The organism is Archangium violaceum, assembly GCF_016859125.1.
Lineage (GTDB): Bacteria > Myxococcota > Myxococcia > Myxococcales > Myxococcaceae > Archangium > Archangium violaceum_A.
In genome coordinates, this window is the sequence record NZ_CP069338.1 from 2,817,562 (window position 1) to 2,831,489 (window position 13,928).

Consider the following 13,928-nt stretch of genomic DNA (forward strand, 5'->3'; position numbering starts at 1 on the left):
CTGGCACGCGGACTGCACAAATCCGCGTGAAGCCAACCGGGCTCCAGTGAGAGGGAGTCGGGTGTTTCACGAAACATGGGCTGCCCCTCGGGGGCGGGAGGCCGAGATGAGTGAAGTGGTGACCGAGCAGGTGTGCAGGGATCCAGTGATGGTACCGGTGGCTCGGGTTCCGGGGACCGAGCGGCACCGGGTCCTCATCATCGGAGGAGGAACGGCGGGCATCTCCGTGGCGGCCCGGCTGGCGCACGCCGGGCAGAGGGACGTGGCCATCCTCGAGCCCAGCACGCACCACTACTACCAGCCGCTCTGGACGCTGGTGGGCGCTGGCGAGGCCCGCGTCGAGGACACCGTCCGCGACGAGGCGAGCTACATTCCCCGGGGCGTGACGTGGCTCCAGGACTGGGCCGAGGAGGTGGATCCGGTCGCCCGCGTGGTGAGCACCCGGGGTGGCAAGCGCATCGAGTACGACTTCCTCGTGGTGGCGCCCGGCATCCAGCTCGACTGGGACAAGGTGAAGGGCCTGCGCGAGGCGCTGGAGCTGAGGCCCAACGTCTCCAGCAACTACGACGTGCGCTACGCCCCCAGGACGTGGGACATGATTCGCGCGTTCCGGGGTGGCACGGCCCTCTTCACGCACCCGGCCACGCCGGTGAAGTGCGCGGGGGCGCCGCAGAAGATCATGTACCTGGCCGCGGACCACTTCCGGAAGCAGGGCCTCGCGGACAAGTCGCACGTCATGTTCGCCTCGGCGGGCAAGGCCATCTTCGGGGTGAAGGAATTCGCGGAGGTGCTGGAGCAGGTGGTGAAGCGCTACGGCATCGACACGCGCTTCCAGCACGACCTCACCGAGGTCCGCGGTGACAAGAACGAGGCCGTCTTCACGCGCACCCTGGCGGACGGGAGCACCGAGGAGGTGGTCATCCCCTACGACATCCTCCACGTGTGCCCGCCGCAGAGCGCACCGGACTTCATCAAGCGCAGCCCGCTCGCCTGGCAGGACGGAGGCACCAGGGGCTGGGTGAAGGCGAACAAGTACACGTTGCAGCACCCGGACCACCCGGAGGTGTTCGCGCTGGGGGATGCGTCGGATCTGCCCACCTCGCGCACCGGAGCGGCCATCCGCAAGCAGGCGCCCGTGCTGGTGGAGAACCTGCTCGCCGTCATGGCCGGCCGGGCCCCCACCGCGAAGTACGACGGCTACGCGTCCTGCCCGCTCACCACCGGCTACGGCAAGCTGCTGCTCGCCGAGTTCGACTATGACGGCAAGCCCACGCCCAGCATCCCGCTCATCGACACCCTCAAGGAGCGCAAGGACATGTGGCTGCTCAAGAAGTACGGCCTGCCTCAGCTCTACTGGAAGCTGATGTTGCGTGGACGGGCATAGCATGCGGGCGTGCCCACCTCGCGCGCCACGCCCTCCGCCAGCTCCCCGCTCGTGCTCCCCGCCCTGGAGGCCCTCGCGGGCCCCGTCCTCCTCGTCGATGCCCACCAGCGGGTGATGGTCGCCACGCCCGAGGCGGAGACGCGCCTGGGCCCCGCCGCCGTCCGGCCGGGGACGCCGCTGCGGGAGGCGCTCGAGGTGACCGAGGGCGCGAGGGGACTCGAGGCGCTGCTCACCCAGGGCCGCCAGGTGGAGGCCACGCTGCGCGCCGATGGACGCATGCACGTGATGCAGGTGCGGGCGCTCACCCTGGAACAGGGAACCAGACGGCTGGGGTGGGTGGTGCTGCTCGGCGCGGAGACGGAGACCGAGGGCACGGAGGGCGGCACCGAGGAGACGTTCCACGGCATGTGGACGCGCGACCCGGGGATGAAGCGCCTCTTCCGCATCGTGGAGAAGGTGGCGCGCACCGAGTCCAGCGTGCTCGTGCGGGGCGAGTCCGGCACGGGCAAGGAGCTGGTGGCCAACGCGCTGCACGCCATCTCCGCGAGGCGCAAGGGCCCCTTCCGCGCCATCAACTGCGCCGCCCTGCCTCCCAGCCTGCTGGAGAGCGAGTTGTTCGGCCACGTGCGAGGGGCCTTCACCGGCGCGGTGCGCGACAGCCCGGGCCACTTCCGGCTCGCCGACGGGGGCACGCTCTTCCTGGACGAGGTGGCGGAGATTCCCCTGGAGCTCCAGGGAAAGCTGCTGCGGGTGCTGGAGACGCGCACCATCATCCCCGTGGGAGGACGCTCGCCGGTGCCAGTGAACGTGCGCATCGTCGCGGCCACCCACCGGCCGTTGCGGCGCGAGGTGGAGGCGGGCCGCTTCCGGGCGGACCTGATGTACCGGCTGCGCGTGGTGCCCCTCTTCCTGCCGGCGCTGCGCGAGCGCCAGGGGGACATCCTGCCCCTGGCCCGGCGTTTCCTCGACGAGCTGCAACAGAACGGCCCCCGGCACGTGGAGCGCTTCTCGCCCGGGGCCCGGAGGCTGCTGGAGTCCCACGGCTGGCCGGGCAACGTGCGCGAGCTGCGCAACGTGATGGAGTACGCCTACGTCATCGGCGAGGGCCCGGTGCTGCACGAGGCCGACCTGCCCCCCGAGTTCTCCGAGCCCCACCCGCCACCACCGCGAGAGCACCCAAACCACGCGGGAAGGGAGCACGACCCGGAGGAGCTGAGGGCGGCGCTGGCGAGGGCGGGAGGAAACCGGACGGAGGCCGCCCGGCAGCTGGGCATCAGCCGGGTGACGCTCTGGCGCCGGCTCCGGACGGCCGGGGACACCGGGAAACACCCACCCGTTTCACCCCGTTTCATGAAACGTTTCACCGAGCCAATCCCCTCTCCCTCCGGGAGAGGGTCAGGGTGAGGGTAACGCGTTAACCACCGTGCCCCCCGAGTGAAACCGGGGGCTGGCACGGCGCTCGCACTGACCCTCGCGCATGCTCTTCCGACAACTCTTCGACGCCGAGACCTGGACGTACACCTACCTCATCGCGGACGAGGCGACGCGAGAAGCGGCGCTCATCGATCCGGTGCTCGAGCAGGTGGACAGAGATCTCCAGCTGCTCACCGAGCTGGGCCTGAAGCTGACGCTGGTGCTGGAGACGCATGTGCACGCGGACCACATCACGGGGGCGGGCCAGCTGCGAGAGCGGACCGGGGCGCGGGTGGCGGCGAGCCCCGCGGGAGCGCCCTGCGTGGACCTCCAGGTGAAGGACGGGGAGGAGCTCGCGGTGGGAGGCCTGCGCATCCAGGTCATCGCCACGCCGGGGCACACGGACGACAGCCTGAGCTTCCTCGTGGGCAACAAGTTGTTCACAGGGGACGCGCTCCTCATCCGGGCGTGTGGCCGCGCGGACTTCCAGAACGGGAACGCGGGCCAGCTCTACGACTCCATCACCGGGAGGCTCTTCACGCTGCCGGACGAGACGGAGGTGTACCCGGGCCACGACTACGCGGGCCTGATGATGAGCACCATTGGCGAGGAGAAGCGGCACAACCCGCGGCTGGCCGGCAAGAGCCGCGAGGCGTTCATCGAGTTCATGAACAACCGCAAGCTGGCGCCGCCCAAGAAGCTGGACATCGCGGTGCCCGCGAACCGCGCCTGCGGCAAGCCCGCCCACCAGGCCATGGCCTGACGCCACGGGACCACGGGGAGGACACGACATAAGCGAACTGCACGAGAAGGGGACGCCGCGCGCGGAGGGCTACCGGGACGTGGAGGTGAGCGCCCTGGCGGCGGCGGGGGACTCGACGTGGCGGGTGGACGTGAGGGAGCCCGGGACTGCTCGGGCACCTGGGCCACGTCCACCTGCCGTGGGGACTCACGGCCGCCCTGATGGGCACCGCCGTCGCGGGCAGCTTCCTCGGCGGACCCCTGGCGGGCCACGCCTCTCCGGCCACGCTGCACAAGGGGTTCGGCGTGTTCGTGCTCGGCGTCGCCGGCTTCATGCTCGTGGCGCAACTGCCTGAGCGGGACGGTGAGCCGCCACGCCCACCTCCCGAGCCATGCAGCTCACACGCGGAAGCTGGCGGCCACCTGCTTCAGCCGCTCCAGCGAGGCATTCACCTGCACCACCGCCTCCTCCGCGTTCATCGTCGACTCCACCACGTCGCTCATCATCTGCGACAGCGTCGTCATCACCTCGGTCATCTGCGCGATGCCCGTGTTCTGCTGCGTCACCGAGGAGACGATCTGCTTCGCCGCCTGGCTGCTCTCGTGCACCACCGTCGTTATCTCCCGCAGCCGGTCCGCCGACGTCAGCACCTGCGTAATCCCCGCCTCCATCTGCTGGCTGTCCTGCTCGGCGATGGACACCGCGCGCCGGATGGCCTGGTTGATCTCCAGCAATATCTTCCCGATGCGCTGCGTGCTCTGCACCGACTGGCCGCTCAGCGCCCGCATCTCCCGCGCCACCACCGCGAAGCCGCGCCCCTCGTCACCCGCGCGCGCCGCCTCGATGGACGCGTTGAGCGCCAGCACGTTCGACTGGTCCGCCAGGTCGCGCACGCTGCCGATGATTTCTCCCGCGCGCGCCGCCTGCTCGGACAGGTGCGCCACGCTGCGCATCAACGCCTCCACGCGTGCCCGGAGCTGCTGCAACCCCTGCGCGCTGCTCTCGATGGAGTTGCGCCCCGACACGCTGAAGGCATCCGCCTGCGCCGCCACCTTCAGCACCATCTCCGCCCGGCTCGCCGCCAGGTTGGACGTCTGGGCGATCTCCGTCATCGTCGTGCCCGCCTCGGACAGGCTGCGCGACTGGTGGTTGAGGAACGCGAGCTGCCGCTGGCTGGCCTCGGTGAGCCGCGCCGCCGCCTGCGTCAGCTCGTCCACCGTGCCCTGCAACGTGACGGGCACGGTGCGCAGCCGCACCACCAACGCCTCGATGCCCCGCGCCAGCTGCCCGAGCTCGTCCCGCGAGTCCACGTCGATGCACTGCGTGAGGTCTCCCTCGGTGGCGATGCGCGTGGTCACCTCCGTGAGCCGGGTGAGCGGCCCCACCACGCCCCGCACCAGCCAGGACGAGAGCAACCCCAGCGAGAGGATGCACAGCACCACCAGGGAGATGACCCACCCCTGCCGCCAGTGCTGCAACACGCGCATCTCATCGAAGGACTGCTCCAGCCCGGCCTGGGCCCACTCCCCCGCACCGCGTAACGACTGCTGCAGCGTCGCGTGGCGCTCCAACGCCTGGAGGAAGGCCGCCTCCGCGCCCGGCTCCCCCCGGGCCGACAGCTCCACGGCGCGCTGGCCCTCGGACCAGAACGCCTCGAAGGACTCGCGCAGCGACTGGAGCCGCGAGGCCTCCATCACCGGGTTCTTCTCCCCGTGCGCCAGTTCCTCCAGGAAGTCCTCGGCCCGCCCCCGCATCGGCACCAGCCGGGACACGTCCCGCGCATGGTACGCCTCACGCAGGTCCCACTTGAGCGAGGCCGCCAGCGAATCCAGGCTCCGCACCGAGGCGAGTGTCGGCGTGTACCCGTCGACGATGCGCGCGGCCAGCCGCGTGGCGTCCTGACCGACCCTCAACGACAACAAGAGGATGGCCAGGAGGAAGAGGGTGGCCACCACCGGCAGGAGCGTGACCTTCTGCTTGAACGTCATCGTCCCCCCTTGATCCGGGGCGAGCAACGCCTGGACATGACTCTCCTTCTTTCCAACCCTGGCGGCGGGTGTCCACCGCGCGAACCTCAGGATACCGGATGCGCTCCCCCGACGCCCGCCGCCCCACTGCCCGTCCGGGCCTCCTCGTCCCCGGGGTAAGGGGGGAACCCTGGCGGGGCTCGGGGGATGCTCCCCCCGCCCGGCGGGTAGCCGGCCGTCCGGGAGCGCACCCCGCCCCGGACAATGGTGGGCAGTGGGTAGTCCCGTACGGTTCCACGCGCATCGGGCCTCCGAGTCGGCTAGGACTGGGATTCTATGGGTGAGACGAAAGCTCCCTCGCGCAAGAAGAAGGACACGCTGGAGGTGCGCGTGCGGCGCATCCACCGCCGCGACCTCAACCGGGCCTGGGAGTTCCTCAAGCTCGTCTTCCGGGACGTCAACCGGGAGACGGTGGAGTACCAACGGCCCCGCTCCAAGCGGCGCTTCCTCGAGGTGTACTCCTCGGAGTGGATAGAGCAGCTCGTCTACGAGGTGAACGGAGAAATCGTCGGCTACTCCGAGTGCGCCTTCGAGGCCACGGGTGACGACAACTGGGTCAACCCGCGCTGGTTCGAGAAGCGCGGCATGCGGCCCCTCTTCGTCGAGGAGCTCGCCGTGCACCCGGACTACCAGGGACGAGGCGTGGGCAGCTTCATCATGGAGCAGCTCCAGCACCTGGCGCGCACCCGGGGCTGCACCCACCTGGTGCTCGAGGTGGCCGAGAACAACGAGTCCGCGCTCTCCTGGTACCGGGCGCGCAACTTCTACAAGCTGGACGCCGCCATCTTCCTCGCCCAGAAGGTGCCCGGCGAGCCGGACCTGCTCCCCCCTCGCCGCATCAAGCCCCGCCTCGCGCGGAGCGAGGGCACGCCCACCACCGGCCTCATGCCCGAGGAGGTGAGTGGCCCGGCGCTCCTGGGCAGGAAGCCCCGGGGCTCGCGCGGTGGCGCCCGGAAGAAGGCGGCCAGCACGCCCGCCAAGGACGCGCCCGAGCCGGAAGCGGAGTAGGGACATGGAGGCCGGACCCGTCGCGCCCGTGGTGGAGCCCCGCCCGATGCGGGTGCTGGTGGTGGATGACGAGCGGAACATCCGCACCACGCTGCGCATGTGCCTGGAAGGGCTCGGCTGCGAGGTGCGCGAGGCCTCCACGCCCGACGCCGCGCTCGCGGCGCTCGCCCAGGCTCCGGCCGACCTGGCCTTCGTGGACCTGCGCCTGGGGACCTCGAGCGGGTTGGAGCTGCTGCCCCGGCTGCTCGCCGAGTCCCCCACCCTGGACGTCGTCCTCATCACCGCCTACGCCACCTTCGACACGGCGGTGGAGGCGATGAAGCGGGGCGCGCGCGACTACCTCCCCAAGCCCTTCACGCCCGCGCAGATACGCCACCTCGTGGAGAAGACGCGGGCGCACCGGGAGCTGAGCTCGCAGCTGGGCAACCTGGAGGGCCAGCTCGCGCAGTCCGTCCCCGAGGCCACGCTGGAGACGGCCTCACCCGCGATGCACGCGGCCCTGGCGCTCATCACCCGGGCGGCGGCGTCGGACGCGGCGGTGCTGCTGCGCGGGGAGAGCGGGACGGGCAAGGGGGTGCTCGCGCGAGTGCTGCACTCACTGAGCGCGCGGCGCCGCCGGCCCTTCGTCACCGTCAACTGCCCCACCCTCTCCGAGCAATTGCTGGTGAGCGAGCTCTTCGGCCACGTGCGAGGGGCCTTCACCGGCGCGGTGAGGGACCAGCCGGGCCGGGTGGAGCAGGCCGAGGGCGGAACGCTCTTCCTGGACGAGGTGGCGGAGATGAGCCCGGGGCCGCAGGCGCAGCTGCTGCGCTTCCTCCAGGAGAAGCAGTTCGAGCGCCTGGGCGAGGGGCGCACGCGCCGGGCGGACGTGCGGGTGGTGACGGCGACCAACCGGGACCTGGAGAAGGCGGTGGCCGGGGGGCACTTCCGGGAGGACCTGCTCTACCGGCTCAACGTCATCGAGGTGAAGCTGCCGGCGTTGAGGGAGCGGCCCGAGGACATCCTCCCGCTGGCGCGGCGCTTCGTGGCCTTCTTCGCGCGGGCGGCGCAAAGGCCGGCGCCGGAGCTGTCCCCGGCGACGGAGAAGATGCTGAGGGCCTACGCGTGGCCGGGTAACGTGCGCGAGCTGCGCAACGCCCTGGAGCGGGCGCTCATCGTCTGGCCAGCGGAGGTGCTGGAGCCGCAAGCCTTTCCGGAGCGGATCGCCGCGGCGACGGGCTCGGGGGTGGCGCTGGGCGGGCCGCACACGCTGGAGGAGGTGGAGCGCGAGCACATCCTCCGGGTGATGGCGAGCGTCCCCACGCTGGACGAGGCGGCGCACATCCTCGGCATCGACGCGTCCACGCTCTGGCGCAAGCGCAAGAAGTACGAGACGGCCCAGGAATCATGAGGCACAGGGGCCTCTAGCAGCAGACCTGCTTCGTTCCCTGCGGCTACTTGCCGGCCAATCCACAAGTCCTCCACACGAGGGCCTGCCCGCCTCCTCACAACCTGCACTTACGGCATCTACCCCCCAGAAAAACCCAGTCCCCTCTGCTGGGAATGCTACAGGGCCCTCCGAAACGACGAAGAAATCTCCTGATTTCAACAGGTTAGACAACACCCCAAGCATCGCAGGCAACCCAGTCAGCCTGAACTTGCGTTTGCGTCGGATATGCTCATTATAACCAGAGGGTTATGCCCAACCAGGAAAGTCGCATGTGTTCGTCCGCCCAGGAAGGGGCCCATGACTACGCACACTGAAGATGTTCTATCGCCGCTCGACACTCCGCGTGTTTCAGAGCCGGTCGCCGCTACGAGCGAGGCGACGCAGCAGCAAGTGCAGCGGCTCGCACAGCTCATCACCAAGGAGCTGCGCGACAAGGGCGGTCAGCCACTCTTCTCACTGCTTGGCCCCAACCATGAGTCCATGCAGTTGCCAACGGACGTACTCACCTTGCTCCAGCAACTCCTGGCCATTCTCGCCGCTGGCGACGCAGCCACAGTGGTGCCCGTTCACAAGGAGCTGACGACGCAACAGGCCGCCAATCTCCTCAACGTCTCGCGACAGTATCTCGTGCAGTTACTGGATGAAGGGAAAATCCCCTTCCACCGCACGGGAACCCACCGCCGCGTCTACAGCAAGGATGTGCTGGAATTTCGTGCACGACGAAAGGCAGAGCGCCGTGCACAGCTCGACGCGATGATGCAGGAGACACAGGAGGCAGGGGGCTACCCCGAACTTGGCTAGCACCTGCAAGGTTCTCCCATTCCGTGCTCTACGATCCGTTTTCGGTTGTTCTCGACGCGAACGTCCTCATCCCCCTCACCATCTGTGACACACTGTTGGGAGCAGCCAACGAAGGGCTCGTCCAGCTCTACTGGACGGAGCTGATTCTCGAAGAGACACGCAAAACCTCGTCAAGGCGATGGGCTTGACGGAGGAGAAGGCAACCAGGCGCGTTGCCGCGATGAAGAGGGCCTTCCCCGAAGCAATGGTGACGGGGCATGAAGGACTCATTCCGGCGATGACGAACGATCCAAATGATCGGCACGTCCTCGCCGCAGCGGTGCACGTTGGCGCACAAACCATTGTGACGAGCAACCTGCGCCACTTTCGGAAAGAGCATCTGCCCCCCGGTATCCAAGCCCAGGATCCAGACACGTTCCTGCAACACCTGCTCAGCCAAGACCGGGGCGCAATGCTAGAACTGCTGCGGGCTCAAGCCCATGCTCTGAAGAACCCTCCAATATCGCTTGCGAAGCTATTAGAGGGGATGGCCCGCTCCGTGCCCAAGTTCGTTGAGGAGGTCCGAAACCTCTTGCCTCCCCCTCTCATCACGTCTCAGAGCAGTACCAAGATTCCTCGTGGCACGGAGTGAGCCGCCGGGTGTGCACGCCGCCCCCTCAGAGCGCCCAGCCCAGACCCACCGTCATGCGAGGAGCCACCGACCAACTGCGAGGGGGGGACGAAGCAAAAATGCCCAGGCGCGGCTCCCCCTCCCCAGTGGACACGATCGTCGGGGTGAAGTCCGAGTTGCGGCTCGAGAGCGCAGCGAGGCCCACGCCCACCTGAACGGTCAGTCCAGGGCCAACGATGGCGGTATAGCCCAGACGCATGCTCCCTCCGTAATCGACCCTCCGCGAGTGAAAGGCGTAGACATTGGCCCCAGCCAGGCCCCCCCCGCTGAAAGCGAGCAGGTTTTCGGTGTATTGGCGGGTCATCGACATCTCGACATGTGGCCCCACCCAGAAGCCCTCCGGAGCACGGCCGGTGAGGTAGAAGTGCACGCCCGCATCAACCCCCACGCCCCAGTGATGATTGGGGAGGCCGCGCTCCACGGGAATGTAGGCGTACTGGCGCGAGAACGACCCCCAGGTACTCACCGCTCCCGCGAGCGCCACATGAGGGCTTATGGCTTGCTCCACGCCGGCGCCCACCTGACTCGATAGACCCGACAGCGGCAGAGCCATCACCAACGTGCTCCGCCCCTCCTTGGCCGTCTCGAGCTCCACGGCCTCCTCGGCCCGGCTCGTCATCGGCACCAGTCCCAACCCCACTGCAACGACACACACAGTCCAACGCATCCGCGTCCGCATCACACATTCGCTCCCATTCACCGTCCGGCCAACGGCATGCAGCGAACGATTGCAGCGCACATGCCATGCGAGGCGTCCGAGGGAGAGCACCCCTCTCGCGCAACCCAGAACTGACAGAATGACCCGCGTTCACTCCGGGCGCGCGTGACACTCTGTCCCTCAGCCCTGTTCCTCCTCGCGCGGCGAGCCCGGCAGGGTGAACCAGAAGGTGCTTCCCTGTCCGGGCTGGCTGGAGAGCCCCATCTCCCCGCCGTGCGCCTGGACGATCTCCTGAGCGATGGACAATCCCAGTCCCGCGCCTCCGCTGTTCGCGCCAGGGACACGGAAGAACTTCTCGAAGATGCGCTGCTGATGCTCCGGTGCGATGCCCTCGCCCGTGTCCGCCACCTCGAAACGCACCCGCCCTCCGTCGCGCCGGGCCCTCACCACCACCTCGCCCCCGTGCGACGTGTGCCGCACGGCGTTGGCCACCAGGTTGGACAGCACCAACTGCAACCGCTCGGGGTCCGCCTCCACCCGCGCCACCTCCAGCTCGCGCTCCGAGGACAGCCGCACGCCTCGATCATCCGCCACCGCCCGGTGCGGGACGAGGGCCGCCTCCAGCACCTCCTCCGTGGACACCGGCCGAACCTCCAGCTTCAGCCGCCCCGATTGCAGCTTCGACAAATCCAACAAGTCATCCACAATGCCTTGCAAGCGCTCGCAGTCCTCGCGTGCCGCGAACAGCAGGTCCGCCTGCTTGGGCGTGATGGGGCCCGCCACTTCCTCCAGGCACAGATGGATGGCCATGCGCAGCGAGGTGAGCGGCGTGCGGAACTCATGCGCCACCGTGGCCACCAGGTCATTCTTCAACTCGTCGAAGCGGCGCAGCCGCGTCACGTCCTGGAGGATGACGGTCGCCCCCACCACCCCCCCGCCCTCGCCGTACACCGGGCTGCCGCGAGGCAGCAGCCATCGGTCCGCGTCCGGACCCTCCAGCCGCACCGACTCCTCATAACCTCGAGGCAGGTAGGGCCCCTTGCCCCCCAGGACGTGCGAGCGCACCCGCTCCAGCACCTCGCGCACCTCGGGCGTCACCTGACCCAGCGCGCCGCCGCCCTCCAACGACAACCGCAGCACCTCCTCCGCGGCGCGGTTGATGTTGAGCACGCTCCCATCCAGACCGAACACCACCACCGGGTCCGGCAGGCTGTCGATGGCGGCCTGGGAGGAGGCCTGGGCCTGGAGCAGCTCCCCCAACGAGCTCTGACGGTATTGCAGCAGCGCCGCCGCCATGCCGTTGAAGTCTCGGGCGAGCTGGGCGATCTCATCCCGCCCCTCCACCACCGCGCGAGTGGACAGGTCCCCCTGCCCCAACCGCCGCACCGCCCGCGAGAGCACGGACACCGGCCGCAGCGCCCGCTGGGTGAGTGACGCCGAGGCGAGGAAGCCACCCACCAGCGCCGCCACCACCGCCAGCACCATGAGCGTGTTCACCCGCCGGCTCCGCCGCTGCAAGGCGTCGCTCTTGCGCACCATGGCGTCCTGGTTGAGCGCGAGGATGAGTTGGGTGGCCCCCTTGGCCTCGCGGAAGGCCGGTGCCAGTGCGTCGAAGTAGGCCGAGCGCCGGGCCTCGGGCGCCTCCGCGGTGGCGAAGGCCTCGTACGCGGAGCGGTAGCGAGCCCAGGCCCGCCGCAGCTGGGTGGTGGCCTCGGCCTCGCCGGGCTCGGTGATGTTGTTCTCCTGCACCTTCAGCTCCGCCTCGAGCGGCTGGAGGTGCGCGTCCGCCAGCTCCAGACCCCGCCGCCGCTCGTCCACGACGATGAAGAGGGCGGCACTGTCCATGCGCTCCAGGTGCTCGATGATGCGCTGCATGGCCAGCACGCTGCGGTAGTTGTCGGCGAGGATCTCCTGACCGGCGCGTCCCAACTTCCCGAGCGTGCTGACGCCCAGCACCCCCAACAGCAGCAGCGCGAGCGCCAGGGGCACCTGGGCCAGGAGCAGCTTGTTGCGCAGGGTCATGGCCGGCGCTCCTCTTGCGGCGCTTCGAAGGACACCACGTGGAGGTCGAAGCCCTCGCCCTCGCGCAGCAGCCGCACGTCCGAGGCTCGCCCCAGCACGCGCTTCCACCAGGGCTGGCGCGAGCGGCCCACGATGATGTGGCCCACCCCGTGGGAACGGGCGAAGTCCAGCAACGCCACCACGGGGTCATCCCCCTTGAGCCGCACCACCTCCGCGCCCAGTTCCTTCGCCAGCTCGATGTTGCCCAGCAGATGGCGCTGCGCCTCGGCGTCGATGAGGTGTGGGGCCTCGTGCGGCGTCTCCACGTAGACGACGAACCAGTCGGTGTTGAGCCGTCCCGCCATGCGGGAGCCGCGACGCAGGAGCGTGGCCGCGTGAGGTGGATTGCTGCTGAGCGCCACCATCACCCGGCCCCAGCTCCCGCCCTTCTGCTGTGGCTCCCCGCCCGGGCGGGCCCGGGTGCCCGTGGCCCGCTCCAGGCTCTCGGCCACCTCGCGAAGCGCCAGCTCACGCAGGGTGGACAGGTTCTCCTGGCGGAAGAAGCCCTCCAGCGCGTGCCGCACCTTGTCCGGCGCGTAGATCTTCCCCGCCTCGAGCCGCTCGTGCAGATCCTCCACCGCCAGGTCCAGGTTCACCACCTGGTCCGCGCTCTTGAGGAAGCTGTCGGGAATCGTCTCGCGCACGCGGATGCCGGTGGCGCGCTCGATGAGATCATTGAGGCTCTCCAGGTGCTGCACGTTGAAGGCTCCGATGACGTTGATGCCGGCGGCCAGCAGCGCCTCCACGTCCTGGTAGCGCTTGCGGTTGCGCGCCAGGGGGACGTTGGTGTGGGCCAGCTCGTCCACCACGGCCACCTGGGGCTTGCGCGCCAGCACCGCGTCCAGGTCCATCTCCTCCACGGAGACGTCGCGGTAGGTGAAGACCTCGCGAGGCACCACCTCCAGCCCCGCGACGAGTGCCTGGGTCTCGGCCCGGCCGTGGGTCTCGATGAAGCCGAGCACCACGTCCACCCCGCGCTGGCGGAGCGCGTGGGACTCCTCGAGCATGCGGTACGTCTTTCCCACGCCGGCGGCGAAGCCGATGTACAGCTTCAGCCGCCCGCGCCGGCCGCGCTCGACCAGCTCGAGGAAGTCCTCGGCGCGCCCCTTCGCCATCATTGCCCTCCCGACGTCGTGCGCACCGGGTGGGCCGCTTCGCCAAATTGACGGTCCAGCGCCAGATTGAGCAGGAGCACGTTCACCCGGGGCTCTCCGAGGACGCCGAAGGTACGGCCCTCGGTGTTCGCCTCTACCACGACGAGGATGCGCTGGGGGTCCACATGTCGGGCGCGGGCCACGCGGGGCACCTGCCAGCGCACGGCCTCGGGAGACAGGTGCGGATCCAACCCCGAGCCGGACGCGGTGACGAGCTCCGCGGGCACGGGGCCCGGAGCGTCCGGGTTCTCCTGGCGCAGGCGCTCGGCCTCGGACACGGCCCGGTCGCGCAGCTTCTGGGAGGTGGGGCCCAGGTTGCTGCCCGAGGAGGCGGTGGCGTCGTGGCCGTTGCCGGCCGCGGACGGGCGCGGCTGGAAGTAGCCGGCCTGGGAGAAGCCCTGGCTGATGAGGGCACTGCCCACCACCTGGCCCTTCTGGTGGGTGACGAGCGAGCCATGGGCCTCGTCGGGGAAGAGCACCTGGGACAGACCGGTGACGACCAGCGGGTAGAGCCCGCCGGTGAGCACCAGGGTGACGAGACAGGCGCGCAGGGCGGTGACGAGAGTGGAGACCATGAGGGT

At 69.4% G+C, this 13,928-nt stretch carries 12 protein-coding genes; 7 read left to right on the plus strand and 5 right to left on the minus strand.

All coding sequences use genetic code 11. The annotated features are described in order from the left end of the window. The first annotated feature begins 106 nt into the window (after positions 1-106). The 3 genes from JQX13_RS12065 (at position 107) to JQX13_RS12075 (ending at position 3,560) form a co-directional block, all read left to right on the plus strand. Positions 107-1,384, plus strand: coding sequence for an NAD(P)/FAD-dependent oxidoreductase (locus JQX13_RS12065; protein WP_203409156.1), 1,278 nt, complete (start codon positions 107-109; stop codon positions 1,382-1,384). Between the two features lie 9 nt (positions 1,385-1,393). Next, positions 1,394-2,788: a sigma-54 interaction domain-containing protein gene (locus tag JQX13_RS12070; protein ID WP_239014708.1), complete on the plus strand. Its 1,395-nt coding sequence runs from the start codon at positions 1,394-1,396 to the stop codon at positions 2,786-2,788. A 73-nt stretch (positions 2,789-2,861) separates the two neighbouring features. Next, the gene (locus JQX13_RS12075; RefSeq protein WP_203409157.1) at positions 2,862-3,560 is read left to right on the plus strand and encodes an MBL fold metallo-hydrolase; all 699 of its coding nucleotides are present in this window, start codon (positions 2,862-2,864) and stop codon (positions 3,558-3,560) included. Positions 3,561-3,937: 377 nt separating this feature from the next. Here the strand turns inward: JQX13_RS12075 and JQX13_RS12080 are convergent, their stop codons facing one another. Continuing rightward, a complete protein-coding gene (locus tag JQX13_RS12080; RefSeq protein ID WP_203409158.1) occupies positions 3,938-5,527 on the minus strand; it encodes a methyl-accepting chemotaxis protein in 1,590 nt (529 codons plus the stop codon). Between the two features lie 315 nt (positions 5,528-5,842). On the opposite strand from JQX13_RS12080, the gene JQX13_RS12085 reads away from it, so the two are divergent. The 4 genes from JQX13_RS12085 to JQX13_RS12100 all read left to right on the plus strand — a co-directional run bounded on the left by JQX13_RS12085 (position 5,843) and on the right by JQX13_RS12100 (position 9,435). Continuing rightward, entirely contained in the window at positions 5,843-6,574 is a 732-nt protein-coding gene (locus tag JQX13_RS12085; protein ID WP_203409159.1) for a GNAT family N-acetyltransferase, read from the plus strand. Positions 6,575-6,578: 4 nt separating this feature from the next. Further along, positions 6,579-7,964: a sigma-54-dependent transcriptional regulator gene (locus JQX13_RS12090; protein ID WP_275424991.1), complete on the plus strand. Its 1,386-nt coding sequence runs from the start codon at positions 6,579-6,581 to the stop codon at positions 7,962-7,964. A 336-nt stretch (positions 7,965-8,300) separates the two neighbouring features. Then, entirely contained in the window at positions 8,301-8,804 is a 504-nt protein-coding gene (locus JQX13_RS12095; protein WP_203409160.1) for a helix-turn-helix domain-containing protein, read from the plus strand. 184 nt (positions 8,805-8,988) lie between these two features. Then, positions 8,989-9,435: a hypothetical protein gene (locus JQX13_RS12100; protein ID WP_203409161.1), complete on the plus strand. Its 447-nt coding sequence runs from the start codon at positions 8,989-8,991 to the stop codon at positions 9,433-9,435. Positions 9,436-9,460: 25 nt separating this feature from the next. Here the strand turns inward: JQX13_RS12100 and JQX13_RS12105 are convergent, their stop codons facing one another. From JQX13_RS12105 to kdpC, 4 genes are all read right to left on the minus strand, one after another. Further along, positions 9,461-10,141 carry a hypothetical protein gene (locus tag JQX13_RS12105; RefSeq protein ID WP_203409162.1) on the minus strand — a complete coding sequence of 227 codons (681 nt, stop codon included), beginning with the start codon at positions 10,139-10,141 and terminating at the stop codon, positions 9,461-9,463. Positions 10,142-10,312: 171 nt separating this feature from the next. Further along, entirely contained in the window at positions 10,313-12,154 is a 1,842-nt protein-coding gene (locus JQX13_RS12110; RefSeq protein ID WP_203409163.1) for a sensor histidine kinase, read from the minus strand. Further along, a complete protein-coding gene (locus tag JQX13_RS12115) occupies positions 12,151-13,308 on the minus strand; it encodes a sensor protein KdpD (protein ID WP_203411997.1) in 1,158 nt (385 codons plus the stop codon). Before JQX13_RS12115 ends, JQX13_RS12110 begins: the two co-directional genes overlap by 4 nt. Continuing rightward, on the minus strand, positions 13,308-13,922 hold the full coding sequence (gene kdpC / locus JQX13_RS12120) for a potassium-transporting ATPase subunit KdpC (RefSeq protein WP_203409164.1): 615 nt from the start codon (positions 13,920-13,922) through the stop codon (positions 13,308-13,310). The genes JQX13_RS12115 and kdpC overlap by 1 nt, the downstream gene beginning before the upstream one ends. Positions 13,923-13,928 lie beyond the last annotated feature (6 nt).

Coding starts and splice junctions, on each gene's coding strand:
- JQX13_RS12075 (WP_203409157.1), top strand. CDS start 2,862: ATGCTCTTCCGACAACTCTTCGACGCCGAGACCTGGACGTACACCTAC.
- JQX13_RS12105 (WP_203409162.1), bottom strand. CDS start 10,141: ATGCGTTGGACTGTGTGTGTCGTTGCAGTGGGGTTGGGACTGGTGCCG.
- JQX13_RS12110 (WP_203409163.1), bottom strand. CDS start 12,154: ATGACCCTGCGCAACAAGCTGCTCCTGGCCCAGGTGCCCCTGGCGCTC.
- JQX13_RS12065 (WP_203409156.1), top strand. CDS start 107: ATGAGTGAAGTGGTGACCGAGCAGGTGTGCAGGGATCCAGTGATGGTA.
- JQX13_RS12085 (WP_203409159.1), top strand. CDS start 5,843: ATGGGTGAGACGAAAGCTCCCTCGCGCAAGAAGAAGGACACGCTGGAG.
- JQX13_RS12115 (WP_203411997.1), bottom strand. CDS start 13,308: ATGGCGAAGGGGCGCGCCGAGGACTTCCTCGAGCTGGTCGAGCGCGGC.
- kdpC (WP_203409164.1), bottom strand. CDS start 13,922: ATGGTCTCCACTCTCGTCACCGCCCTGCGCGCCTGTCTCGTCACCCTG.
- JQX13_RS12090 (WP_275424991.1), top strand. CDS start 6,579: ATGGAGGCCGGACCCGTCGCGCCCGTGGTGGAGCCCCGCCCGATGCGG.
- JQX13_RS12080 (WP_203409158.1), bottom strand. CDS start 5,527: ATGACGTTCAAGCAGAAGGTCACGCTCCTGCCGGTGGTGGCCACCCTC.
- JQX13_RS12095 (WP_203409160.1), top strand. CDS start 8,301: ATGACTACGCACACTGAAGATGTTCTATCGCCGCTCGACACTCCGCGT.